Origin of the sequence: Paenibacillus auburnensis (genome assembly GCF_927798115.1) — a bacterium.
GTDB lineage: Bacteria > Bacillota > Bacilli > Paenibacillales > Paenibacillaceae > Paenibacillus_AQ > Paenibacillus_AQ auburnensis.
Genome location: NZ_CAKMMG010000001.1, coordinates 1,396,682 through 1,421,219 on the forward strand (window position 1 = coordinate 1,396,682; position 24,538 = coordinate 1,421,219).

The window sequence follows — 24,538 nt, forward strand, 5'->3', positions numbered from 1 at the left end:
CCCTCCTAAAATGTCAGTTCATCTTAATGTCCGATTTCTAGCGCTTTGCTGACCATTGCTTTTGATGCGTTTAGCATCGTAACATTCGCTTCATAAGAACGGGAGGCGGACAGCATATCCACCATTTCTTTTGTCAGATCCACGTTGGGCATATATACATATCCGTTGACATCCGCATCCGGGTGACTTGGATTGTAGACTGGCTTCAGTGGTGAAGAATCCTCAATGATTGACTGAACTTTAACTCCTTCACTACCGTTCTCACTACCCATTTTCGAATTCAAAATATTCGAGAAACTGTTATTTTTCTCTGTCTCCAGCACTACAAGCTTGCGCCGGTACGGAACGGCCTTACCATCCACGACAGAGGCTCTTGTTGTCTCAGCGTTGGCAATGTTAGAGGAAATCACGTCCATTCTGAGCCGCTGGGCAGTTAAGGCTGAGGCGCTTATTCCAAAGCTGCTACCAAAATTCACTATTGCTTACCCCCCTTGAATAACTGTGCGCATCATCGTGATTTGACTGTTCAACTGCTGGACATAAGAGTTATACCTGAGCTGGTTCTCAGCACTGAGCGCCATCTCCCGGTCCATATCCACATTATTGTCGTTGTTATTCATCGAAGTTGTTTCATCTGTGCTAACGACCGCAGACGGCACAGCAGACACATTACCGAATTGGAAGTGGCGAGAATCCGTTACCTTCGCACCGAGCGTCGGCTTCAGTCCACTTTCCTGTGCGGCAAGCACACTTTCAAAAGAAACGTCTGAACGTTTAAATCCGGGTGTGTCGGCATTTGCTACGTTATTGGCTAAAACACTTTGTCGCTTGTTGGCGGCATCAAGGCCTCCCTGTAATCGTTGAAAACTGACACTATTCAGCAAACCCATGGAAATCCCCCTTCCAAAGCTATCATAATGAAAAGAATTCCACAACTTCCTTACGAACTCCTGCTTGATTCGACAAAAAAGGCTAATTTATTTGCTATTTTTTTCAAACTAGGGTCGAAAGGTGTCGACGGATGATTCTATTGGCAATCTCATATACTTTGATTCTCGTAGAATTTGTATATTATTACAATAAGAAATAAGCCCTATCTTTTCTGAAAAGAGAGGGCTTAAAGCATGGTTTTTCAATTTTTTGACATTCTAATGCCATAATATGCATTTATTTAACAATTTATTACATGATTTATTCTATTTCAGGGATTTTTATGCACATCACTAATTCTAAATACCTAAATTTAATGGAATTTCCGAAGACCACCGTTTTACAGAATATATTGGCTTAAATCCCGATCCTGCGCGATTCCTGACAGTTTTTCGCGAACATATTCGGGTGTTATCACCATGGTCTCCAGAGTCAACTCAGGGGCCTCAAAGGAAAGATCTTCCAGTAGCTTCTCAAGAATGGTATGAAGACGCCGGGCACCGATGTTCTCCATATTCTGATTCACTGATGCAGCAATTTTGGCAATTTCCTGAATTGCTTCCTTCTGAAACTGAATTTCAATATTCTCTGTCTTCAGTAAGTTGACATATTGCTTCGTCAGCGCATTCTCGGGTTCTGTCAGAATGGATACAAAGTCCTCCAGTGTAAGACTGCTCAGCTCCACACGGATCGGGAAGCGCCCCTGAAGCTCAGGGATGAGGTCAGAAGGCTTAGCAATATGGAAAGCTCCGGCTGCCATGAAAAGCACGTAGTCGGTCTTCACAGGGCCGTATTTGGTCATCACAGTAGAACCTTCTACGATTGGCAGAATATCACGCTGTACCCCTTCACGGGAGACATCCGGTCCGGAACCTTTACCTTGGCTGGCTACTTTATCGATCTCATCAATAAAAATGATGCCGGACTGTTCTGCACGGGTTATTGATTCCTGAATAACATCATCCATATCAATCAGTTTGGCAGCCTCATCCTGAATAAGCACCTTACGGGCTTCCTTAATCGGAAGCTTACGCTTCTTAGTCCGCTTAGGCAGCAGATTTCCGAACATTTCCTGCATGTTCATCCCCATCTGATCATTACCCTGGCCGGCAAACATATCGAGCATGGTTGGAGCCGTATCTTCAACATCGATTTCAATAATGTCTTCTTCCAGCTGACCTGCCAGCAGCTTGAATTTGATATTGCGGCGGCGTTCACTCAGGCTTCCGTCCTCTGCTTCTTCCTTGCTGTCCTCGGAACTTGCGTTGTTCCCTCCGAAGATCATCTCAAAAGGATTGCGCTGCGATTTGTTCTTCGAAGACGATGGGGCCAAAATCGAGACGATACGTTCATTAGCAAGCTCTTCTGCCCGATCTTTCACTTTCTCGGTCCGTTCCAGCTTGACCATACGGATTGAAGTTTCCACCAGATCGCGAACCATGGACTCCACGTCCCGGCCCACATATCCAACCTCGGTAAATTTGGTAGCCTCAACTTTGATGAACGGTGCATTAACCAGCTTAGCCAGACGCCGGGCTATCTCCGTCTTTCCTACACCGGTTGGACCAATCATCAGAATGTTTTTGGGAACAACTTCATCACGCAGCTCCTCCGGGAGCAGACTGCGCCGGTAACGGTTACGCAGAGCAACTGCTACCGATTTTTTGGCCTGCTTCTGGCCTACGATATATTTATCAAGTTCAGCGACGATTTGACGGGGTGTGAGCGATTGATTCACCATTGCGACTTCCTCCCTCTTTCTGTGGCACCGTGCCTACAATTGTTCAACAATAATATTGGAATTGGTATACACACAAATCTCCGAAGCAATCTGCAGCGCTTCTTTGGCAATTTCTGCGGCACTGAGGTCAGGAGCATGGCGCTTGAGCGCGCGTCCCGAGGCCAGGGCAAAGTTGCCTCCGGAGCCGATGGCCAGTACATCATCATCCGGCTCAATGATTTCGCCGTTGCCCGAGATCAGCAGCATACCTTCCCTGTCCATCACGATCATCAGCGCCTCCAGCTTGCGCAGGATGCGGTCCTGGCGCCAGTCCTTAGCCAGTTCTACTGCGGCCCGCTGAAGATTGCCGTGATGCTCCTCAAGCTTACCTTCAAATTTCTCAAACAAAGTAATCGCATCGGCTACGGAACCTGCAAAACCGGCGATTACTTGTCCTCTGTACAGGCGGCGGACTTTTTTGGCCGTCGTCTTCATGATAACGCTCTCGCCAAAAGTAACCTGTCCATCGCCCGCTATCGCAGCATGGCCCTTATGTCTAACCGCACAAATTGTAGTTGCATGAAAGCTGGGTAACATAAATTTAGCAACCTCCTAGAATAAACTTACTTCTTATTAATATGAATTTTAAGAATGTGGTGTGGTAAGCAGCACCCTTAAATTCATGCTGTATAAATCATAAGCTTATGCTGTGTAAACTTCAAATTATGACGGGTTGGGTTCCGCTGGCTCCGGTTCTTTGTAAGCAAGCCCTGTTCGGGCCGCGAATTCCGCGATACTGTCGAGCGCCCGGTAGGCGAGCAGTTCATTCTTTTCTTTTTTGCTGCGGATCTTCTTCTCAAGCTTCGGAAGCAGTCCGAAGTTAGCATTCATCGGCTGGAAATGCTCCGGATCGGCGGAAGTAATATATGCCGGCATACTGCCCAGCACACTATCTTCCGGGAATACGATGCCTTCTTCACCAAGCGCAGCTCTGGCTGCATTGATTCCCGCAATCAGTCCGGATGCCGCAGACTCCACATAGCCTTCAACGCCGGTCATCTGTCCGGCGAAGAATAATCTTTCCCGGCCCTTCATCTGATAAGTAGGGTGCAGCAGCTTGGGAGAATTAATAAATGTATTACGGTGCATTACGCCATAACGGACGTACTCCGCATTCTCAAGACCCGGAATCAGTGAGAATACCCGCTTTTGTTCACCCCATTTAAGGTGAGTCTGAAAGCCAACCAGGTTATAAAGCGTTCCGGCAGCATTGTCCTGGCGCAGCTGAACGACAGCGTAAGGCAGCTTCCCCGTATGTGGATTCATAAGTCCCACCGGTTTCATAGGCCCGAACAACGCTGTCTGCTTGCCACGCTTCATCATAATTTCAATCGGCATGCAGCCTTCGAAGTAAATCTCTTTCTCAAAATCTTTGAGCGCAGCAGTTTCAGCCGAAATCAGCGCATCATAAAAACGGTCAAATTCCTCTTCGGTCATCGGGCAGTTCAGGTAAGCTGCTTCTCCCTTGTCGTACCGGGAAGCCAAATATACCTTACTCATGTCGATAGTATCCTTCTCCACAATCGGTGCTGCAGCATCATAGAAGTAGAAGTATTCTTCACCCAATAAAGCCTTTATCTCATCAGATAATGCCGGAGAAGTCAGAGGTCCTGTCGCGATGACAACAATCCCATCCTCCGGTATATGCGTAAGTTCTTCATTTATGACTTCTACAAGCGGATGTTCGTGCAAGGTCCGGGTGATCTCACCAGAGAAACCGTCCCGGTCAACAGCAAGTGCCCCGCCCGCAGGAACTGCATGACGGTCAGCTGCGCCAAGGACAAGCGAGTTCAGCCGCCGCATCTCTTCCTTTAATACGCCCACTGCATTTCCCAGCCCATTTGCCCGGAGCGAATTACTGCATACCAGTTCGGCAAATTGATCAGTGTGATGAGCAGGTGTTTTTACTGCGGGTCTCATTTCATATAATCTGACCGGTACCCCGCTTGAGGCAATTTGCCAGGCAGCCTCGCTGCCGGCGAGGCCCGCTCCTATTACTGTTACTTTAGCTGTTTCTGTCAATTTCCTTTCCTCCTGAAAACTATTTATTCTGCTAATTCTTCGCCCTCAAGTACAGCCTCAGTGTGATCGCAAGAAGTACATTGCAGCTTCGTGCCTTGCTTGTTGCGCTTCTCCACCATCCAAGAGCCGCAAACTGGACATGGTTTAAGGGAAGGACGATCCCAGGAGACGAAGTCGCAGCCAGGGTACTGATCACAGCCATAGAACACGCGTCCTTTCTTGCTGCGACGCTCGACGACCTTACCTTCATGACACTTCGGACAACTGACTCCGATGTCCTTCACAATCGGCTTCGTATTGCGGCAGTCGGGGAATCCTGAGCAGGCCAGGAACTTCCCGAACCGTCCTAGCTTATAAACCATCGGCTTTCCGCATTTCTCGCAAAGCTCGTCGGAGACCTCGTCTTCAATCTCAATCTCTTTCATTTCCTCTTCGGCATACACCAGGCGCTTCTCAAAGGATTCGTAAAATCCGGCCAGAACTTTTACCCAATCCTCCGCACCTTCTTCCACATGGTCAAGATCCCCTTCCATGTGCGCTGTAAATTCCACATCGAGAATTTCCGGGAAGAATTCTTCCATTTGCTCTATAATCAGCTCGCCGAGCTCCGTAGGCATAAACTTCTTCTCTTCAATCGCCACATAACCGCGTTTCTGGATCGTCTCCAGCGTAGGGGCATACGTACTCGGGCGGCCAATACCCAGCTCTTCCAGTGTTTTGACCAGACGTGCTTCCGTATACCGTGGCGGCGGCTGGGTGAAATGCTGCTTAGGCTCAATGTCCTGCTTCACCAAGTCGTCTCCGGCTTTCAGCGGCGGCAAAAATTTCTCTTCGTCTGTCGTCCCGTCATCATTACCTTCCACATACACCTTCATAAATCCAGGGAAAGAAACTTTGGAGCCGACAGCTCTGAAGATCGCAGTTCCTGCTGTTATATCCACGGAGAGTGTATCAAGTAGTGCAGAGGACATTTGGCTGGAGACGAACCGCTCCCAGATCAGTTTATATAAGCGGAATTGATCACGGCTCATGAACTCTTTGACCATCTCAGGTTCGCGCAGTGCCGAGGTTGGACGAATCGCTTCATGCGCATCCTGCGCTCCTGCAGCTTTCTTGGAATACTGGCGGGGGGATTCCGGAATAAACTTTTCACCGTACTTGGCCAGAATCAGTTCCTTCGCTTCTTCCTGAGCGGTAGCGGAAAGACGAGTGGAGTCGGTACGCATGTAGGTGATCAAACCGACCGTGCCTTCCTTGCCAAGCTCTACGCCTTCATACAGCTGCTGAGCCACAGACATGGTTTTGGCAGCACGAAAGCCCAGCTTGCGGGCCGCTTCCTGCTGAAGTGAGCTTGTGGTAAACGGTGCCGAAGGATGTCGCTGTCTTTCCTTCTCCTTCACTTCGCGCACCTTGAAATCAGCATTCTTAATGGCTTCCAGTACTTCCTGAACATCGCTTTCCCGGCCCAGCTCTTTCTTTTCACCATTCAGCTTGTGAAACTTGGCTTCAAAGACGGAATCCCGGATGCCTAGTTTTGCGGTAATACTCCAATATTCAGTCGGTTCAAACGCGGAGATTTCATTCTCGCGGTCCATGATAATCTTAACGGCAACCGATTGTACCCGGCCGGCCGACAAGCCCTTTTTGACTTTCTTCCATAATAGTGGACTGATTTTATAACCGACAAGCCGGTCCAGAATCCGCCGGGCCTGCTGCGCGTTAACCAAATCCATATTAATTTTGCGGGGGGTCTTAAAAGCATCCTTTACAGCCTGCTTCGTGATCTCGTTAAAAACAACCCGGCACTCCTCTGTGTTATCCAAATCTAGCGCATGCGCCAGATGCCAGGCAATGGCTTCACCTTCGCGGTCCGGGTCAGCCGCCAGATAGACTTTTTTCACTTTTTTTCTGGCATCTTTAAGTTCCTTGAGAATCGATCCCTTACCGCGAATCGTGATATATTTGGGACTGAAGTCATTCTCTACCTCGACGCCAATCTGACTCTTCGGCAGATCTCTGATATGTCCCATAGAAGCCTTTACAATATATTTACTGCCTAGATATTTGCCGATTGTCTTCGCTTTTGCCGGCGATTCGACAATGACTAATGTATCTGCCATAGGTTGTTCCTCCTAAAAGTATTGTGAGCATTTGCTTCCTTGAAATAGACATCGTTCAATTGCTCCGAAGCATACACCCTTCTTGCGAATACGCTTAACTCTGTTCCTTCTATATTAAATTACCTTATAAATTGCACCCGGCAATTGTGTTACCACTTTTTTTATGATTAAAGATAACAGAACTGAATGCAAATGTCCAAAATCCCACCTTGTTCTAAACAGCAGCTCATCCAGACTAAACGGGCCTTGATGCAGTATATGGTATAGGTGAGACTCCTCACTTGTCAATTTCTTTTCGGTCAGCCCATTACCATTCCCCTGCTCAAAAAGGGTGTTTCCGCTCTCTCTGTCAGCCTTTACAGGTATAAAAGAAATATATTCTTCTACAATATCTTCTGCAGAGGTTACAAGTTTTGCACCTTGTTTGATCAGGTCAAGCGCTCCGCGGCTTTTGGGAGAAGTAACCGGTCCGGGAACCGCAAACACATCCCTTCCTGCTTCCAGGGCAGCATCAGCCGTGATTAAGGAACCGCTGCGGGAGTCAGCTTCGACAACCAGCGTTCCTAAAGTAAGACCGGCGATAATCCGGTTGCGCTGCGGGAACAGGCCCGGATGACTCGGAGTGCCTAACGGATACTCACTGAGCACCAGCCCTTTTTGTGAAATCTCCCGCTCCAGCTCCCTGTTCTCGGGGGGATAGACTTTATCCAGTCCAGTAGCAACAACAGCGACTGTAATTCCGCCGCAGGCTAATGCCGCTTCATGACACACGCTGTCGATTCCCCGGGCCAGTCCGCTGACTACCGCAAGCCCGGCCGTACTCAGCTGCTCCGAGAGCATCTCTCCTACTTTACGTCCATAGGCAGTAGGCACACGTGTACCCACCATCGCTATTGCAGGACGGGAAGCATATTCCAGAGACCCGCGGTAATAAAGCACCCAGGGCGGCTGCGCTGTTTCCTTCAGCAAAGGAGGGTATTGCTCATCCAGAACAGTCACCATGGCTACTCCGCTTTCTTCCATTAAATGACGGCGTTTATGAATCCATTCCGCATCAAACGATTCAGCCAGCCGCTGTGCAATTTTTGCCGGTAATCCGGCCTTTTGCCATTCTTCCGGACTGCAGACAAACGCTTGCTCCGTCAAAAACCCTGCCTGGCGAATTCTGTCGATGCTTTTCCAGCCGATCCCCTCCACTTCATTCAGTCCAAATAATAAGTCACGTGTTTCCATATGTATTCTCTCCCTTAGGATGGAAGGGTCAGCCTTCCCTATTTTGTGGTACTTGCGTTAAAAATGCAAGTTACTGCTGCGAAGCTGGTTCCCTGGCACCAGAACTATACGCAAAAAAGCAACCTTTCCCCTGTTGCACAGGAATAAAAGGTTGCTTACCTATAACAAATTATACACTATGGCTGATCCCAGCACAGTGACTTTTAATAGAAGAATTATTTCAAGCTTAATGTGTTGTAAAAGCACCCAGAATGCCGCGTTCCTCAAGCACACTCACAAGCGTTGAGCCCATTTCAGCCGGTGTCGGTGCGACTTTAATTCCGCAGGATTCCAGAACGGCAATTTTTTCGCTGGCAGTCCCTTTCCCTCCGGAGATAATAGCCCCGGCATGACCCATACGTTTGCCTGGAGGGGCGGTAACGCCGCCGATGAATCCGACCACAGGCTTTGTCATGTTCTCTTTAATCCAGAGTGCAGCTTCTTCTTCAGCCGTACCGCCGATTTCACCGATCATGATGACAGCCTTCGTATCCGGATCATCGTTAAACAGCTTCAGAATGTCAATGAACTCCGACCCTTTGACCGGATCACCGCCTATTCCGACTGCCGAAGACTGTCCGATTCCGCGTTCTGTCAGCTGATGCACCGCTTCGTAAGTAAGAGTTCCGCTGCGGGAAACCACGCCTACATATCCGGGGGTATGAATGTAGCCCGGCATAATGCCGATCTTACACTCTCCCGGTGTGATCACTCCCGGGCAGTTAGGCCCGATCAGGACCGTAGACTTGCCCTCCATATAACGTGACACTTTTACCATATCCAGTACCGGTATACCTTCAGTAATACAGATGACGAGCTCCATCTCCGCATCCACAGCCTCCATGATAGAGTCAGCGGCAAAAGCCGGAGGTACATAAATCACGCTGGCGGTTGCCCCGGTTGCGGCTTTGGCGGCGACTACCGTATCAAAAACAGGTAGACTGACCTCCTTGCCGTTCTCCAGCGTAATTGTAACAGAGGTTCCACCTTTGCCCGGTGTCACTCCGCCAACCATCTGTGTGCCATAATCCAGCGCACCTTTGGTATGGAACAGGCCCGTCGAGCCTGTAATCCCCTGTGTGATGACTTTCGTATTTTTATCTACAAGAATGCTCATCGTTTTGGTCACATCCCTACTTAGTTTGTCGAATACGAGATACTTGCGTTACACAAGAGATACAATCTTACGGGCACCGTCGGCCATGGAATCTGCAGCAACGATATTCAGTCCTGAACCGGCGAGGATCTGTTTACCCAGCGCCACATTGGTTCCTTCAAGACGCACAACGAGCGGCTTAGTCAGACCAAGCTGCCGGGCTGCTTCTACCACACCTGTAGCAATGACGTCACAGCGCATAATTCCGCCAAAAATATTAACAAAAATACCGTTCACTTTATCGTCAGACAAAATTATTTTGAAGGCTTCAGTAACCTTCTCGGTCGTCGCACCGCCCCCTACATCCAGGAAGTTGGCCGGTTCGCCGCCGTAATATTTGATAATATCCATGGTTGCCATCGCTAGTCCCGCACCATTAACCATACAGCCGATATTGCCGTCCAGGGCAATATAGCTTAGATCATATTTGGAAGCTTCAATTTCCTTCTCGTCCTCTTCATCCAGGTCGCGGAGTTCTTGAATATCCTTATGGCGGAACAAGGCATTGGAGTCAAAGTTGAGCTTGGCATCGAGCGCCATCACATTGCCGTCAGCTGTAACTACCAGCGGGTTAATCTCAGCGATGGAGCAATCTTTATCCACAAAAGCCAAATAGAGCGCTTGCATGAACTTGACCGCTTTATTCACCAATTCTGTCGGAATAGCAATGCTGTACGCCAGTTTGCGTGCCTGGAATGTCTGCAGTCCTACGGCCGGATCGATAATTTCTTTGAAAATCTTCTCCGGATGAGTTGCAGCCACCTCTTCAATTTCAGTGCCGCCCTCTTCAGAGGCCATCATAACTACACGGCCGGAACTGCGGTCTACCACGATTCCAATGTAATACTCCTTAACAATCTGACAGCCCTCTTCAATGAGCAGCCGTTTCACCACTTTGCCCTCAGGTCCGGTCTGATGGGTAACCAATGTCTTGCCAAGAATCTCTCCGGCATAGGAGCGAACCTCGTCAAGCGATTTGGCAACCTTAACCCCTCCTGCTTTACCGCGTCCGCCTGCATGAATCTGCGCTTTAACTACCACCACCGGTGTGCCGAGTGATGATGCAGCTTCTACCGCTTCCTCCACTGTATAAGCTACTTTTCCGTTCGGTACGGCAACGCCGTACTTCTTAAGTACTTCTTTTCCCTGATACTCGTGGATATTCATACCGGAAGCCTCCTAAAGTGTTGCGGTGGCCTGTGCAGGCAGCCTGCAGCCAAACCGCATTCCGTTTTGATACTCCAAAGCCGGGTCCAGACCGGTAATCATATATAAATATTCCGGTACAAGCAAGAATCCAGCCGAATTCCAAAGAAAACGGCGGGCTCTCTGCCTGAGACATACGGCGTAATACAGATTTGCATCTCTATCTACCTATATGCCATAAAAGGAAACCCAGAATATTGTAACATGATTCAAAAGGGCTTACCTTAAAATCTTTCACTATTTATACATATATTTTCGCTTGATTTCATGCCGGAATGCGAACGATTACATTGACATAATGTTTCTAAAGCTATTTAGTCGCAGCGGTATTCGCTTCATGAACACGGGCAAGCAGGCTTTTGAACTGGCCCAGCAGATTTACAAACTCATCAGCTGAGAGCATCGTCCCTTCCGCCATCTTTCCAGGAATGCAGACTGCTTCACTCTGCAGCGCCCAGCCCTTGTCTGTAAGCGAGATGAGTACCTTCCGTTCATCCTGCAAGGAGCGTTCACGGAGGATAAGGCCCGCAGCCTGCAGCCGTTTCAACAGCGGAGTCAGCGTCCCTGAATCCAAAAAGAGGGCTTCTCCAAGCTCCTTAACTGTACACTGCTGTTTCTCCCACAGCACAATCATCACCAGATACTGTGAATAGGTAAGGCCAATCTTATCCAGGTGAGGCTGATACAGCTTCGTAAATTCACGCGAACAGGCATAAATAGTGAAACAAAGTTGATTCTCAAGCATCAGCTCAGGGGATGTGGTTGTTTTTTGCATATCTTCTTCACCTGCCTTTGTGACATTATTTTATCACAATTCATCCGAAATATCATGTTAATAGCAAAAAATATATTGACTATTATTAATATTGTGTTAAATTAAATTGTGTACAATACATTTCATAAACGAACGGGAGCGATTTATAATGATGACAATTCAACAAAAAATGTATGAAACTACAGTTAAAGCGGTTGGCGGAAGAAACGGATACATCGAATCAGAAAGCCCTAAACTCAACCTGACAATCAGCACTCCACGCGAAATGGGCGGAGCCGGCGGAGAAGGCACCAACCCTGAGCAGCTATTTGCAGCCGGATACTCCGCTTGCTTTGACAGCGCCCTGAATATGGTTGCCCGGATGGGTAAAGTGAAAATTGAAGGCAGTGAAGTAACTGCTACTGTGAGCTTCGGCAAAGTTGAAGACGGCGGCTTCGGCATCGCAGTCAAGCTTGATATTCTAGTCAAAGGTGTGGACCGTGAAACAGCCGCTAAGCTCGTTGAAGCTGCACATGGAGCTTGCCCTTACTCCCGCGCTACCCGCGGAAATATCGAAGTTGAACTGAACGTACTGTAACTCATTAAAATAGAACGGCAACTCAAAACAATCTCAGTATGAGAACGAACAAGCCGTCCGGAGCAGCTCCGGACGGCTTGTTTCATATGCACGTTTATGCAGCAAATAATGGGAGATATATATAATGAAGAAAAAGATTCACCTTTCATTCACTCCTCCGTAAATACCTGCCGGTCCAGATTCCGGTACTGCACGGCTTCTGCCAGATGAGCTGAACTTATAGCAGAGGCTCCAGCCAGATCAGCGATGGTACGGGCCAGCTTAATTATCCGGTCATGTGCGCGCATGCTTAGACCGAGACTTTCCAGAATTCCATGCAGCAGCTGGCTGCTTTCTTTATTCAAATAGGCATAGCGGCGTAGCGCTGCTCCGGAAAGCTCGCTGTTCCACGAAATCGGCAGGTCCTTGTAACGTTCAGCTTGAATCAGCTGGGCCCGGCTCACCTCAGCACGCATCTCAGCCGATGACATCGAAGGCCCCTGCTCAATCCATTCTTTAGGGCGGGGCACGTCCACCTGCATATCAATACGATCCAGCAGCGGGCCAGAGATTTTGGCCCGGTACTGGGCAATCCTGGCCGGGCTGCAGGTGCATCTCTGATGGGTTCCCCCGTTGCCTAAATAACCGCAGCTGCAAGGATTCATCGAACAAGCTAGCAAGAATTGCGCAGGGAATGTAAATGCTGCACGGGCACGGCTGATTGTGACGAGTCCATCTTCCAGCGGCTGCCGTAATACTTCCAGCACATTGCGGGAGAATTCCGGCAGTTCATCAAGAAACAGAATGCCGCGGTGTGCCAAGCTCACTTCCCCGGGCTTCGGAATGCCTCCCCCTCCGATGAGACCGGCTCCCGAAATCGTGTGATGTGGTGAACGGAACGGCCTGCTGCGCAAAAGACCGCTATGGGCATCCTTTAGCTTACCGGCTGCACTGAAGATTTTGGTGACCTCCAGTGATTCACTGTCACTTAAGCTTGGAAGAATTCCCGGCAGACGCTTGATCAGCATCGTCTTGCCTGTCCCGGGAGGGCCCATCAGAACGATGTTGTGCATGCCTGCTGCCGCAATCGTCAGCGCCCGCTTCACATGATTCTGACCCAGTACATCGCTGTAATCCTCTTTCATCAAACCGTCCGCAGCCGGGTTAACCTCAACATCCGAATATCTCGGTATGTATTTCAAATGTTCCAGATCTTCCGCTAATACCGGGGGCTTGTCCTGTACTGCAGTGCCGGAACCGACAATTACCGGAAACGGAAGTATAGGCTGCTGGGAAGCAGTATTTGACAATGATGCTAAGTGTTGCCCATCCTCAGAAGCATCAACTCCCCCCGTTGCCTCTCCCTTCTGCTTCAGCTCCTGCAGATGTTCCGCAGCATACACGTTCATGCCGCTAATCAGCGCAGCCTCGGCCGCATTGCCTCGGGGCACAAGCACCGCCTGAAAACCTGCGCGGCGTGCAGCCTCAACCATTGGCAATACACCAGTGACGGGTCTAAGACTGCCGTCCAGTGCCAATTCGCCGATCAGCAGCATTTTGGCGGCTGCCGGCATTATCAGCTGGGCACTGGTCGTCAGAATTCCAAGTGCAATAGCCAGATCGAAAGCCGATCCCTCCTTACGCAAATCCGCAGGAGCCAGATTGATCGTGACCCGCTGCTGGGGATAGCGGTAGCCGCAATTTTTGACAGCAGCCCTCACCCTTTCGACAGCTTCGCGAATGGCCGAGTCGGGTAATCCAATGATGTTCGTCAGTGGTAACCCGTTGGCCAGATCAATTTCGACCCCAATCATAACACCTTCAATTCCATACAGGCAGGCACTGTGCATTTTTCCGTACATAACAAAAAACACCTCTTTTCCTGAAATACGCTCACGTTCAAGCGCTATAACATCAAGAAAAAGGGTGCTTCCTCAATTTCCACAATATTAATAACAGTATACAAATGATCCTGTATTATATTCAAGTATCGATAAAGGGAAAATCAGCCGGACATAATTGCGCAATTATGCAAATCCTGTTTTATTGCAGCTATCCCTCTTCATTGCCCACAACCGCATCCCGGATTTGCGCAAACGACAGCGGTTTATAGCCCCAGTGCTCCACACAAATGTTGAAATGGTTTTTGCCTTCGTATTTCTGGCCATGGATATGACCGTGCACATTTACGTAAGGCATATGCTTGTTCATATACATAGGTTCATGGGAGAGCATGAAAAATTCCTTATAGATCAGCGGATACTCACTGACCTCATCAAAACCCGCCTCGAGCCACCAGCTCCTGCCCCGTCCGCGGTCGTGATTGCCGAGGATAAGTATTTTGCGGCCGTTCAGGCTGCTGACAATCTTCCGCGTCGCTTCAAGGCCCAAAAAAGAGAAGTCTCCAAGATGGAATACGGTATCCCCGTCATCCACCACGGAATTCCAGGTCTCAATCATTACTTTATCCATCTCTTGCACATTAATGAAGGGGCGCGACTCAAAATCAATAATCAGTTCATGCCCGAAATGGTGGTCCGAAGTAAAATAGACATTAGACATCTCCTGCACACCTTTCTATACAGAAAGCTTTATTCTGCCGCAACTTTCATAATTACGAAATCCCACAAACCAATCCCCCAACATGAAAAAAGGAGGGCCGCTGATTATTTTTGCCAGTCGCGTTTGCTGGACCGCTGATGAACATCCAGATGAATCAATTCGGCCAAAGGCGGTATCTCCTCATGCTCAACCAGCCATTTGCGCATTTCCTTAATTGCTTCGACTTGACCATTTCCTTTATCCCGCCAGGTCAGCAGTTCGATCACTCTGATAACCAGTGACATCAGGCTGCTGTGGCTGCTTTGGCTTTTTTCCGCCCTGATTTTTTGGATCAGCGCCTCGTTTTCCCAGTCAATCAATATCTCTTCAGCTATAGCCGGCCTCATGACCGTAAAGCTCTTATTGCAATTGCTGCAGCAAATGACCGCCAAGGGCTCCGCACCCAAATCCACATCGATCTTCTGTTCGCAATGTTGGCAAGCAAAGCTTACCTGTATATTAACCGGTTGATTACTCACGGGGACAGCCTCCTCTGGTAGCATTAAAATGACACAATAATGTTTACCCATTTCCTTGGAGAAATGACCCATGCATGCAGTCTGTGTAAGGCCGGGCATTCGTTGCCCATCCGGAAACGGCTTATCACTAAACTTCTTAAAAGGCCTCACGAATGTGCCGGAGTCCGGCAATGCTCAAATCCTCATTCAGCTGGACGCTGATCACATCGAAGGATATTCTCCGGTCCTCCTGACCCTTCATATGCAAATAGACCTCTGCCGTGTTGCGTACCTGGCGGATTTTGCGAATATCCACCGATTCCTCCGGCGTTCCCTGCAGCGGACTGCCGCTACGGCTCCGCACCTCAATAAATACAAGGGCGTCCCCGTGCTCAGCTATCAGGTCCAGTTCACCGCTGCGGCAGCGCCAGTTAGCCTCCAGAATAACATAACCCTGAGAGGACAAATACAAGGCTGCCGCTTGTTCCGCAGCCGCCCCTTTAAGCTTGCGGCTGAAACGCTGACCATTGTAGGATTCCCTCACTTCAGTCTCCGTTCCCCGGCAGAACGGTCGCTTTGATAGATAAAGCTGAGTATTTCGGCCACGAGATTATAGAGCTCCGGCGGAATTTGCTGATTCAGATCCAGCTGGGACAGCACCTCTACGAGTGCAGCATCCTCCTGTACAGCTACTCCATTCTCTTTGGCTTTCTGCAGAATCAGATCCGCGACCACACCCTGGCCTTTAGCGACAACTACCGGAGCTTCGGTTTTCCCTGGGGTATATTTCAAGGCAACAGCCTTTTTCATACTGTAGGTAAGCTCTTCATTACTCTCTTCACTCATATGCGGTAATCGACTCCTTTATAGGAATCCGGAACGTAATCGGCCAGCTTCGCCGCAGTTTGAGCGGATGCGGATGCCGAATCCGCTTCCGGTAACGGCTCTGTCCGCAGGCTCGACAGCTGGTAACCGATGGACTCCACTGCCGCCGCCACATCATCCCGCCGTTCTTCCAGCAGCTCAAGTACCCACGGATCATTGTTATGCAGCTTCAGGCTAACGATCCGGTCCACAACCTGAACGTCGACCATTATCTGGCCCAACTGCTTCATGTCGAGATCAAACCAGAGCCGGCAATTCGCCGCATCCAGTTCCCCCTTGCGGCCCCGCCGCGACTGAATATGAACAGATGCCGTCTCTTGCCCGTCTGCACCCCGCAGCGGCAGAAACAGTGTCACCTGTGCGAAAGGCGCCGTGCGGTCCGTATTCAGCAGCAGCTGCTGGCCCGTTAGCTGTTGGATCAGCTGGCCCGCGGCTTCCTTGACCGCGGGCGGGGCGTCGCTGCTGCCCATCACCTGCAGCAGCACACCCTTCAGCGTATCGGCGGCATCCGCCCCGCCGATAGCTGGCTGCAGCGCCGCGGCCGTAGGCGCTGCCGCGGTGCGCACGTCCGCGGCTGCCGGCGCGCCGCCGCGGACCGCCTGCTGCTCGTGCTCCGCACCGAGCAGCTTCAGTACCCGCCCTACCCAAGACTCCGTGTCTTGGGCAGGGGCGGGTGCCCCTCCCGGCTGCTGCGCAGACGCAGCCGGGTTATCCCCGCGCGGCGCACCAGCCGCGGGGGCCTGCTCTTGCCCCGCCGCTCCAGGCGGGGCGTTACCGGCTGCAGGCTGGGCGGGTGCCCCAGCCTGCTCTGTGAGCTGCGGCAGCGTGCCGCGCAGCTCAGTGAGGACGCCCTGCAGCTTTGCGAGCAGGGCACCCCCGGTGGGCTCCGCAGCCACCGGCCTTGCAGCACCCCCCATTGCTTCGGGATCTGCCCCCTTCACTGCATTACCATCAGCTTCCGTAGGCGCCGGATTGCCGGCAACTCTTGCAGCATCTGCAGCCCCCGGCTTGGCAGCAGTTCCTGCTGCCTCTGATCCGGTGCTCCCCGCCGCATTCCCTTGGAGCCCTGCAGCGGAGGGCGTTCTTGCCGTATCTGCAGTTCCTGGCTTAGCGACAGTCCCCGCTCCCTCGGCTTCAGCACTTCCCGCGATATTCGCTTGAGCACCTGCAGCAACAGTCCCGGCTACCGGCTGTTCTTTACCAGTGCCTGTTTTGGAAAGTGCACCGCCACCGGCGGATTCCCCTTCAGACGGCACTCCGCTTGCTACAGCACCTTCCGGCTCCTGATCGCCTGTTCTTATCCCTGCTGCTCCGGCAGCCTGCTCAGATTTCCCTGCGGAAGCCCGATGCAACTCTGCGTGTTGTGCAGCTGGTTTCGTGTCAACCGCAGCCTCATCTGTCACGGCAGCATTAACATTACCTTTGCCTGCTGCCAAGCGGACATCTTCCGCTTTATTCCCGGAAGCAGGCTCGACCGCCGCTCCGGCACTTGCAGCAACTCCAGCACCACTAGTCGTGGCCTGCTTATCCGGACGAGTGATAGTATTGCCGCCGCTGCTGTTGTCTTCCTCCTGTTGAACCCATGCTCCAAGCTCTGTTTCGAGTTTGGCCAGCAGCTCATGCAGCTTCGGTCCAAAAACGGCCTGCTGAATCCCCTTCACACTCTCCGCCGTAACCGGAAGGCCACGTTTAACCGAGATGACGGCAGACTCCAGCCATTCTGAAGTCGGAACGCCCTGCGGCTTAGCATTCATTACAGCATCCAGCTTTGCAGCTGTCTCTTTGGTCAGCGGCAGTCCCCCTGACAGTATCGCCCGAATAATTTCCTTCCCTGCCTTGGAGTCCGTGAGACCGAGTGACTCCAGGGCTTCACCCATCATTTGCGGGGATGACAGTGTAGCATCACTAAGGGAGACCGGCTTTAGGACCGGCAGCCCACCCTCGCCGGGAGGTGCAACCTGCAGCGTCATCGTCTGTCCGGGCTGCAGCGGAGTTTCCAGCTCAGCACGGACCGATGTGCCCTGAATTTGTACTACCGCCTCTTTACCGGTATCCGATACGCTGAGGACGAGACCACGGACAACCTGGCCTTCCTTCAGTTCCAGCGCTTTAGCTTCACCAGGCTTACTGTCTCCAAGCAGACCACGAATTAAAGATCCGATATTCATGCCGTTACCCTCCCTTCCTACTCTATATAGATTGACTTATGATTTTCTATTTGGGATTGGCCGTGACTACAGAGAATGTTTGGACTTCCAGCCGCTGTTGTCGTAAGAATTTCTTGATTTTACCCGCTATCAGCGGTAGAAATCCGAAGACTGTTTATGCTTTCGATGCTAGCTTTCCTTCGGAAAGTTTTCAGGCGGACGCTAACGCTCTACAGTTCCAAAATTCCCTTCCGCCACCTTTCCCCAAATTGTATATTTTCAAGTCATACTATATAACTGTTTTTCTTAATCATTATATCGACATTCTTGCACTTTTTATGAAAGAGGTATCATTCTAAAATAAAGTCTGCTGTTCAGCCAGGATTCTTCCGATGAAGCTGCGCCGGTGCAATGGTGTTGGCCCGAGTGATATAATCTGCTCCCGGTGCAGCTTAGTCGCATAGCCTTTATGTATTTTAATCCCGTAGCCAGGATATAATTCCTCCCACAAGCCTTCACATAACCGGTCACGGGTCACTTTTGCAACAATGGAAGCCGCTGCAATAGACTGGCTGTTGGCATCCCCTTTGATAATCGCCTGCTGGGGCTGCGGAAGATCAATTTTCTCGGCATCAATCAGCAAATAATCCGGGGTATGGGCAAGTCCCTCAACCGCTTTTTTCATCGCCAGGCGTGAGGCCTGCTTAATATTTATTTCATCTATAACCGTAGACTCTACATGGCCGACACAGACTGCCAGCGCCTGCTCCATAATGATCTCATACAAGGCATCCCGCTTCTTGGCGGTCAGCTTCTTGGAATCGTCCACACCGTCAATAATCAGGCCTTCCGGCAAAATCACCGCCGCAGCAACCACATCACCAAACAGGCAGCCTCTGCCCACCTCATCTACACCGGCAATCCGGCGGTAGGATTGCTCCCAGCCCGCTTTTTCAAATTTCAGCATATCAATCGTACTCATTATTTCTCCACCGCCATATCAATTTATCAGGTCATCTACTAGCCAGCTTATCACAAGAAGACTTCCGGAGGCATCCCTCTTTTTAATTATAAACCCAGCTTTCCAACGGGCGGATCCTGTATGAAAACACAAAAAAGCCACCCAAACTCTTGGATGGCTCCAATCCGATAATCTCCGTACTTAAGGCGTTTCCAGTGTAAACGTCCCTAGTTTGCCTGCACGCAGCTCATGCAACAGGGTCCGGGAAGCCTTCTCCAGGTCCACACGCCCGCCACTGATCAGACAACCGCGCTTGCGCCCTACCGCTTCCATGACCGCCACAATTTCATCCGGATTCTCCAGATCTTCGGGCAGCTTCTCTATTCCAAAACGCTCCTGGAACCGTGAGCCGTAATCCTTGACCAGATATTTCACCGCGTAAAAGGCGATATCCTCAATATTAAGAACTTCTTCCTTAATCGCACCGGTTATCGCCAGACGGTAGCCTACTTCCTGGTCCTCAAATTTCGGCCACAAAATACCGGGAGTATCCAGAAGCTCCAGATTTCCGCCCGTCTTAATCCATTGCTGGCCTTTGGTGACACCAGGACGATCCCCGGTGATAGCAATGTTCCGGCCCGCCATCCGGTTGATCAGCGTTGACTTACCCACATTCGGAATACCCACGATCAAAGCCCGGCTCGCCCGTGGATTCATTCCCTTGGCGATTTGCCGGTCAATTTTCTCCTTGAGCAGCAGCTTAACCTGCTCTGGAATCTCCTTGATACCGGTTCCGGTAGACGCATCTACAGGATGGGCAACATGGCCTTCTGCTCTAAAGTATGCCAGCCATTTGCGCGTCGCCTCAGGATCTGCCAGATCGCTTTTATTGAGAATAATCAGTCGTGGCTTATCCCGCAAAATATCGTCAATCATCGGATTGCGGCTGGAAAGCGGCAGACGGGAATCGAGCAGTTCTATTGCAACATCAATCAGCTTCAGCTTGTCCTCGATTTGCCGTCTAGCCTTCGTCATATGACCGGGAAACCATTGAATGGCCATTGCCGTCACCTCCTTTGACTTTCTGTCAGCTTATTTTAATGATTAATTACAGTAATATCTTTGACCGGCCAGAAGATCAGATCGGCACGGCCGACAATATCCCCCAGCGGCACATAGCCGATCATCCGGCTGTCCGTACTGTCTGAGCGGTTATCTCCCATTACAAATACATGTCCTTCCGGTACAGTACCGTCCGGCAATTCTTCATTCGGGAAATCCTTGTTATTATAGAGAGCATTGTTATTATGCGCTGCATCAATCGCACCCTGAATATACGTTTCGTCTACAGGTTCGCCGTTAACAGTTACGACATCCCCTTCCACTTTCACCGTGTCTCCAGCTACTGCAATGACCCGCTTAATAAAATCTCTGCCTTCCGATGGCACATGGAATACAATAACCTCACCCCGCTGCGGAGAGCGGATGTCATACAAAATCTCATTCACAATTACCCGTTCACCGGTGTGGAAATTCGGCTGCATGGATGGTCCATCGACAATAAACGGCTTAAACAAAAGCCAGCGTATCAAGATTACCAGAACCAATGCAATGGCTATCGCCTTTATCCATTCAAGCACTTCATTTTTCTGCTTTCGAGGGTTCTGGCCGCCTGGTTCCACAGTCTCGCCTTGTCCCTGCTGTAAATCCTGCTGCATAGTTCACCGTCCTCTCTTTATGTTACTCTCACTATACAACCACTATACAACAAAAAAACTCCTGCCAAAAACTCCTCCACGAATTACTCCTTCAGGAGGCCTTTTCGGAAGAAGCTGATCCTAAGGCATATATGTTTAAGTTCAATGTTTGCATCACAAAAAGAAACGGTACTGTCTGCAAGAAAAAAGAAAAGGGCTTGAATTCAAGCCCCTTCTTTGTCACTATTCTAGCGACGGATTTCTTTAATTCTTGCAGCTTTACCGCGAAGTTCACGAAGATAGTACAGCTTCGCACGACGAACTTTACCACGACGAGCCACTTCGATTTTCTCGAGCTTAGGCGAGTTGATTGGGAAAGTTCTTTCCACACCAACACCGTAAGAAATTTTACGAACTGTAAAAGTCTCACTGATTCCACCGCCGCGACGTTTGATTACAACGCCTTCGAACAACTGGATCCGTTCACGAGTTCCTTCGATAACTTTTACATGCACCTTCAAAGTATCACCTGGACGAAAACTAGGGATATCTTTACGAAGTTGCTCTTGCGTAATTGCTTGTAGGATATTCATTTAGGACTTCCTCCTTCCGTACAGGTGTTCTTGCCTCTTCCGGAGAGACCTTTGCTCTCCCTCATTATCCGCAGCGGACCACCGTATTCCACACAACAGAAATAATAGTATCATAAAAGATAGGCAATTACAACATAATTTTTGATTATAACGGCATCATATCCCGTTTTTTCGCCTTTGCCTTACAGTCCTTGCATAGTCCGACAACGCTTCCATTGTCCTGGGCATAAAATATCAGCTTCCCGTTCTTCTTCTTGCAGGAGGAGCAAGGCTGCTCAACAGTGCTTTGCTTTGCTTTACGATGTCTGTCCATTGATATTACGTTGCTGGCAGTACCCGTTCCCGGACTTTTGGGCTTGCTGCTACGGCTCCGGGATACAAAAGAAACAGCAATAATAACTAACACTACCATCAGAACTGCTGCATATACCATTTGGCTCATCGCTCCCTTGACCTCTCACAGTCAAAAATAGTAAATAGACCGCACTTAAATGATGACTGAGTGACGGTCTGTTCCCGCTGCCAAGCTCAAGCTCCGCTGCATAAGACAGCTAATCTTTAGCCCATTTTACCATACATACGGATCAAATTACAGTGACACCGGGCATCCTGGACTATAGTCCAGCAGAGGAACCCGACTGCAGCCTGTTCTTCAATTATTTACCATAATATATACTATTGATACTACATAGGCAGACAAGAATTTTTGTAGGAGGTAATATTGTTGAGAAAAAAACATAGCACAGCAATAATCGCGGCAGTCACCGTCTTCTCGTTGGTGCTGCTGGCCGGCTGCAGGGAGCTTCCCGGCAAGGAGGCTGCTGATAATCAGCTTGAGGAGAGCTTTTCTGGTGATAACGGCACTCCCTTTCTGGAATCACTTAATCTCGGACTCAGTGAGGCTGCAGAAAGTGTAAGCCAAGACATCGAGGAAGCTGCCGGTAATGTACAGGAAGCTGCTGGCAGTGTACAGGAAGCCGTCCAGGAAGCTGCAGCAGAGGTAGCGGACCAGATTAATGAGAGCGGACTAAGACAAGATCTTACAGTGTCATTGAAGAGCGGGGATTCAACAGAGCTTATTCTGGATAATGCGGTCGGCAAAATCGAAGTCGTCTCGGTTGAAGGAGATACCGTACATGTATCAGCATCTGTTATCGCACATAACCCGGTGACCAAAGAAGTTGACCAGAAGATTCTGGATAATGCCGAGGTTTCAATCGAGAGCAGCAGCGGCAAGCTTATGGTATCCGCTCATCCCAAGGACAGTCCCAAGAAAGACCTGTGGACCTGGGCGCAAAAGAAATACAAGCATTCCGATTTCAGCATCAACTATGTAATTGAAGTTCCGGCGGGCATCACCAGATATGAGATAAATAATAATGTTGGTTCGGTTCAACTGAGTAGCCTCCAGGGCACCTTCAAGATTATCAGCGATGTCGGAACAATTTCTCTCCAGGATGTTCAAATTACCGGCAAGTCCATTGTTCAAACGGATACCGGTAGCATCTCTCTTGGACTAGGCAGTATGACCAGCAGCAGCAGCCTTACAGCCAGCAGTGACGTAGGCGCTATAAAAACAACACTGACCAGCGGTCTTAAATGCACCGTGAAGGCTTCAAGTGAGCTTGGCGCGATTAGCGGTGTATCCAAAGGCAAACAGGACTATAATGGAGGCGGACCGCTGCTCGCCCTCTCTACTGAGATCGGCGCCATTACCGTCCGGTAATAGAAAAACATTCAATAAAGCGGGCTATCCCAATTCAACTTGGGAAAGCCCGTTTTTTTCATTTAGATTAGCGCGATTGCCAGCAGTGTAAACAGACTCAAGGTTAGAATTTCGCTGCCGTATCCGTAGTACCCGCCATAATAGCTTCCAGGATAAAAAGCAGATGTCTTCATCCGGCCGTTTCCTTTGGTTTTCAGATACACGTTATTTCTGTCAACGTCGACAACAATTCCCTCATACCGCTTTCCATCTGTAGTCATAATCCGCACCCTTTTGTTTTTACAGTGCAGACAGTTGTAATAAGCTTCCACCAGACTATCCCTCCTCCTTCGTTTGTGTATTTTATGAGGTCCGTGATAAAGCGGCAACGGCAAGGGTACAGGGATGCAGAACCTGGGCTTAATAATTTTCGGCATACTTCATGGTGAATTTTTTGTGAATTTACTGCGCCATGTGAAATTATTGTGAAATAAAGTACTTGTGAACAAAGTGTGTCTTTTTCTGAAGAAAAGGTTTATAATGAACTCAAAGAATAAAAACGTTTTCGGGCTTGTTTATCAACCAATATAACTAATATGAGGAGGCAGCAATCATGAGCACAGCAAGCAGACGATTTATGAATGAAGGGGTCCTTCGCATCGCCATATTCATCATGTTCGCGTCCCTCACCTACTCGGTACGTCACTATACCTGGGCAATTGTAGCGCTTCTGGCCGTAGGAACGTATTCGCTGGTTACCGGCCTCTTCCAGCTCAAACGCAGCAGGGATACGGTAGAATAACCAACCATTTCAAACGTCAAAAACCGCTTTCCGCAAGGATTCCAGAATCCTGCAGAAAGCGGTTTTTTTGGTTATCGGAGTAACAGGATTTGAACCTGCGACCTCACCCACCCCAAGGGTGCGCGCTACCAGGCTGCGCTATACCCCGACGGTATGTATTACCTATCTATATTTATATATACTCCAGAAAATGCTTACATTCAAGCGGAAATTTATTTAAAACTATGTAAGATGAACTTAAGAATGGTGAAGTAGAGTTGCTCTGATGCCAGATGTATATGGCTTTACAGCAACTCATATGTAGCATTCTTAAGTTCACATTTTATATTATTTAATTTTTATAGATTTTCGGGAAAGGCTGTGCTATACTCTTGGCACAAGGAAAGGAGGTGCGTTCACATCAAGCATGACATGCTGAACGTATCCCTTACCCGGACCAACGGCTGAACCTAAGCCTTGGTGGCGCGGGATACGGATCAAAGTAATAAAAAGCGCCTCGGGTAGAGAGACCGTCTTCGGACGGTCTTTTTTATGTCTTCAGCTATACATATGCACAAAAAAACTTTAAAGCTGCACCCGGCCGGGTACCTCTTTAAAGTTTCTTTGTGCCATCCTATAGTAAGTTACGATTTACGATTAGTATAAAACTCGATGATATCGTTAACGGTGCGGAGCGGCTCCGCTTCCTTGTGGACAGTGTCCACGTCTGGCTTGAGTTGTTCATGCGTATTCGTAGTCACTTGTGTTCATTCCTTTCGATTGTTGAGCTCGCTGCGTCTAAGTTGAGAGTGTTTTTGCGGCACCTCTATTCATTACCCTAAAATAAGGATACCAACGCACATTTGCTCGTATTTTTTTGTGATGTTTCTGTG

At 49.5% G+C, this 24,538-nt stretch carries 25 protein-coding genes and 1 tRNA gene; 3 read left to right on the forward strand and 23 right to left on the reverse strand.

Annotated features, from left to right (window positions below):
- Window positions 1-23 precede the first annotated feature (23 nt).
- The 10 genes from flgC to L6H70_RS06450 form a co-directional block, all read right to left on the reverse strand.
- The gene (gene flgC, locus L6H70_RS06405) at window positions 24-476 is read right to left on the reverse strand and encodes a flagellar basal body rod protein FlgC (protein ID WP_236331049.1); all 453 of its coding nucleotides are present in this window, start codon (window positions 474-476) and stop codon (window positions 24-26) included.
- A 6-nt stretch (window positions 477-482) separates the two neighbouring features.
- Window positions 483-890 (reverse strand): flagellar basal body rod protein FlgB, encoded by a 408-nt coding sequence (flgB, locus tag L6H70_RS06410; protein ID WP_236331052.1) that lies wholly within the window; start codon window positions 888-890, stop codon window positions 483-485.
- A 380-nt stretch (window positions 891-1,270) separates the two neighbouring features.
- Window positions 1,271-2,671, reverse strand: coding sequence for an ATP-dependent protease ATPase subunit HslU (gene hslU, locus L6H70_RS06415; protein WP_236331054.1), 1,401 nt, complete (start codon window positions 2,669-2,671; stop codon window positions 1,271-1,273).
- Between the two features lie 33 nt (window positions 2,672-2,704).
- Window positions 2,705-3,247, reverse strand: a complete 543-nt coding sequence (gene hslV / locus L6H70_RS06420) for an ATP-dependent protease subunit HslV (protein ID WP_236331057.1) — start codon at window positions 3,245-3,247, stop codon at window positions 2,705-2,707.
- Window positions 3,248-3,373: 126 nt separating this feature from the next.
- Complete coding sequence (trmFO, locus tag L6H70_RS06425; RefSeq protein WP_236331059.1) at window positions 3,374-4,732, reverse strand: FADH(2)-oxidizing methylenetetrahydrofolate--tRNA-(uracil(54)-C(5))-methyltransferase TrmFO; 1,359 nt, start codon at window positions 4,730-4,732, stop codon at window positions 3,374-3,376.
- A 23-nt stretch (window positions 4,733-4,755) separates the two neighbouring features.
- The gene (gene topA / locus L6H70_RS06430; RefSeq protein ID WP_236331063.1) at window positions 4,756-6,852 is read right to left on the reverse strand and encodes a type I DNA topoisomerase; all 2,097 of its coding nucleotides are present in this window, start codon (window positions 6,850-6,852) and stop codon (window positions 4,756-4,758) included.
- A gap of 114 nt (window positions 6,853-6,966) precedes the next feature.
- On the reverse strand, window positions 6,967-8,085 hold the full coding sequence (dprA, locus tag L6H70_RS06435; protein ID WP_236331066.1) for a DNA-processing protein DprA: 1,119 nt from the start codon (window positions 8,083-8,085) through the stop codon (window positions 6,967-6,969).
- A 226-nt stretch (window positions 8,086-8,311) separates the two neighbouring features.
- A complete protein-coding gene (sucD, locus tag L6H70_RS06440; protein WP_236331069.1) occupies window positions 8,312-9,241 on the reverse strand; it encodes a succinate--CoA ligase subunit alpha in 930 nt (309 codons plus the stop codon).
- A gap of 48 nt (window positions 9,242-9,289) precedes the next feature.
- On the reverse strand, window positions 9,290-10,447 hold the full coding sequence (gene sucC, locus L6H70_RS06445) for an ADP-forming succinate--CoA ligase subunit beta (RefSeq protein ID WP_236331072.1): 1,158 nt from the start codon (window positions 10,445-10,447) through the stop codon (window positions 9,290-9,292).
- Window positions 10,448-10,796: 349 nt separating this feature from the next.
- Window positions 10,797-11,261: a MarR family winged helix-turn-helix transcriptional regulator gene (locus tag L6H70_RS06450; protein ID WP_236331075.1), complete on the reverse strand. Its 465-nt coding sequence runs from the start codon at window positions 11,259-11,261 to the stop codon at window positions 10,797-10,799.
- A 148-nt stretch (window positions 11,262-11,409) separates the two neighbouring features.
- On the opposite strand from L6H70_RS06450, the gene L6H70_RS06455 reads away from it, so the two are divergent.
- On the forward strand, window positions 11,410-11,838 hold the full coding sequence (locus tag L6H70_RS06455) for an organic hydroperoxide resistance protein (protein ID WP_054941094.1): 429 nt from the start codon (window positions 11,410-11,412) through the stop codon (window positions 11,836-11,838).
- A gap of 149 nt (window positions 11,839-11,987) precedes the next feature.
- On the opposite strand, the gene L6H70_RS06460 is transcribed toward L6H70_RS06455, so the two are convergent.
- The 11 genes from L6H70_RS06460 to L6H70_RS06510 all read right to left on the reverse strand — a co-directional run bounded on the left by L6H70_RS06460 (window position 11,988) and on the right by L6H70_RS06510 (window position 21,601).
- Window positions 11,988-13,679, reverse strand: coding sequence for a YifB family Mg chelatase-like AAA ATPase (locus tag L6H70_RS06460; RefSeq protein WP_236331076.1), 1,692 nt, complete (start codon window positions 13,677-13,679; stop codon window positions 11,988-11,990).
- 190 nt (window positions 13,680-13,869) lie between these two features.
- Window positions 13,870-14,379, reverse strand: a complete 510-nt coding sequence (locus L6H70_RS06465; RefSeq protein WP_236331079.1) for a metallophosphoesterase — start codon at window positions 14,377-14,379, stop codon at window positions 13,870-13,872.
- Window positions 14,380-14,483: 104 nt separating this feature from the next.
- Complete coding sequence (locus L6H70_RS06470; protein ID WP_054941097.1) at window positions 14,484-14,897, reverse strand: hypothetical protein; 414 nt, start codon at window positions 14,895-14,897, stop codon at window positions 14,484-14,486.
- Window positions 14,898-15,033: 136 nt separating this feature from the next.
- Window positions 15,034-15,420: a YraN family protein gene (locus tag L6H70_RS06475; RefSeq protein WP_236331081.1), complete on the reverse strand. Its 387-nt coding sequence runs from the start codon at window positions 15,418-15,420 to the stop codon at window positions 15,034-15,036.
- Complete coding sequence (locus tag L6H70_RS06480; RefSeq protein WP_236331083.1) at window positions 15,417-15,722, reverse strand: EscU/YscU/HrcU family type III secretion system export apparatus switch protein; 306 nt, start codon at window positions 15,720-15,722, stop codon at window positions 15,417-15,419. Before L6H70_RS06480 ends, L6H70_RS06475 begins: the two co-directional genes overlap by 4 nt.
- The gene (locus L6H70_RS06485) at window positions 15,719-17,929 is read right to left on the reverse strand and encodes a DNA ligase (RefSeq protein WP_236331086.1); all 2,211 of its coding nucleotides are present in this window, start codon (window positions 17,927-17,929) and stop codon (window positions 15,719-15,721) included. Before L6H70_RS06485 ends, L6H70_RS06480 begins: the two co-directional genes overlap by 4 nt.
- Window positions 17,930-18,263: 334 nt before the next feature.
- Window positions 18,264-18,890, reverse strand: a complete 627-nt coding sequence (locus L6H70_RS06490; protein WP_082451855.1) for a ribonuclease HII — start codon at window positions 18,888-18,890, stop codon at window positions 18,264-18,266.
- 180 nt (window positions 18,891-19,070) lie between these two features.
- Complete coding sequence (gene ylqF / locus L6H70_RS06495; protein ID WP_236331089.1) at window positions 19,071-19,931, reverse strand: ribosome biogenesis GTPase YlqF; 861 nt, start codon at window positions 19,929-19,931, stop codon at window positions 19,071-19,073.
- A gap of 35 nt (window positions 19,932-19,966) precedes the next feature.
- A complete protein-coding gene (gene lepB, locus L6H70_RS06500) occupies window positions 19,967-20,587 on the reverse strand; it encodes a signal peptidase I (RefSeq protein ID WP_054941103.1) in 621 nt (206 codons plus the stop codon).
- A gap of 227 nt (window positions 20,588-20,814) precedes the next feature.
- Complete coding sequence (rplS, locus tag L6H70_RS06505) at window positions 20,815-21,159, reverse strand: 50S ribosomal protein L19 (RefSeq protein ID WP_036688590.1); 345 nt, start codon at window positions 21,157-21,159, stop codon at window positions 20,815-20,817.
- Window positions 21,160-21,304: 145 nt separating this feature from the next.
- Window positions 21,305-21,601 (reverse strand): hypothetical protein, encoded by a 297-nt coding sequence (locus tag L6H70_RS06510; protein ID WP_236331092.1) that lies wholly within the window; start codon window positions 21,599-21,601, stop codon window positions 21,305-21,307.
- 282 nt (window positions 21,602-21,883) lie between these two features.
- Here L6H70_RS06510 and L6H70_RS06515 point away from each other — a divergent pair, with 282 nt between their 5' ends.
- Window positions 21,884-22,885: a hypothetical protein gene (locus L6H70_RS06515; RefSeq protein WP_236331096.1), complete on the forward strand. Its 1,002-nt coding sequence runs from the start codon at window positions 21,884-21,886 to the stop codon at window positions 22,883-22,885.
- A 62-nt stretch (window positions 22,886-22,947) separates the two neighbouring features.
- Here the strand turns inward: L6H70_RS06515 and L6H70_RS06520 are convergent, their stop codons facing one another.
- Entirely contained in the window at window positions 22,948-23,196 is a 249-nt protein-coding gene (locus L6H70_RS06520; RefSeq protein ID WP_206100624.1) for an LSm family protein, read from the reverse strand.
- A 281-nt stretch (window positions 23,197-23,477) separates the two neighbouring features.
- Here L6H70_RS06520 and L6H70_RS06525 point away from each other — a divergent pair, with 281 nt between their 5' ends.
- Window positions 23,478-23,666, forward strand: coding sequence for a hypothetical protein (locus L6H70_RS06525; RefSeq protein ID WP_206100626.1), 189 nt, complete (start codon window positions 23,478-23,480; stop codon window positions 23,664-23,666).
- Window positions 23,667-23,740: 74 nt separating this feature from the next.
- Here L6H70_RS06525 and L6H70_RS06530 read toward each other — a convergent pair.
- Window positions 23,741-23,814 (reverse strand) — tRNA-Pro (locus L6H70_RS06530).
- Window positions 23,815-24,538: the final 724 nt, after the last annotated feature.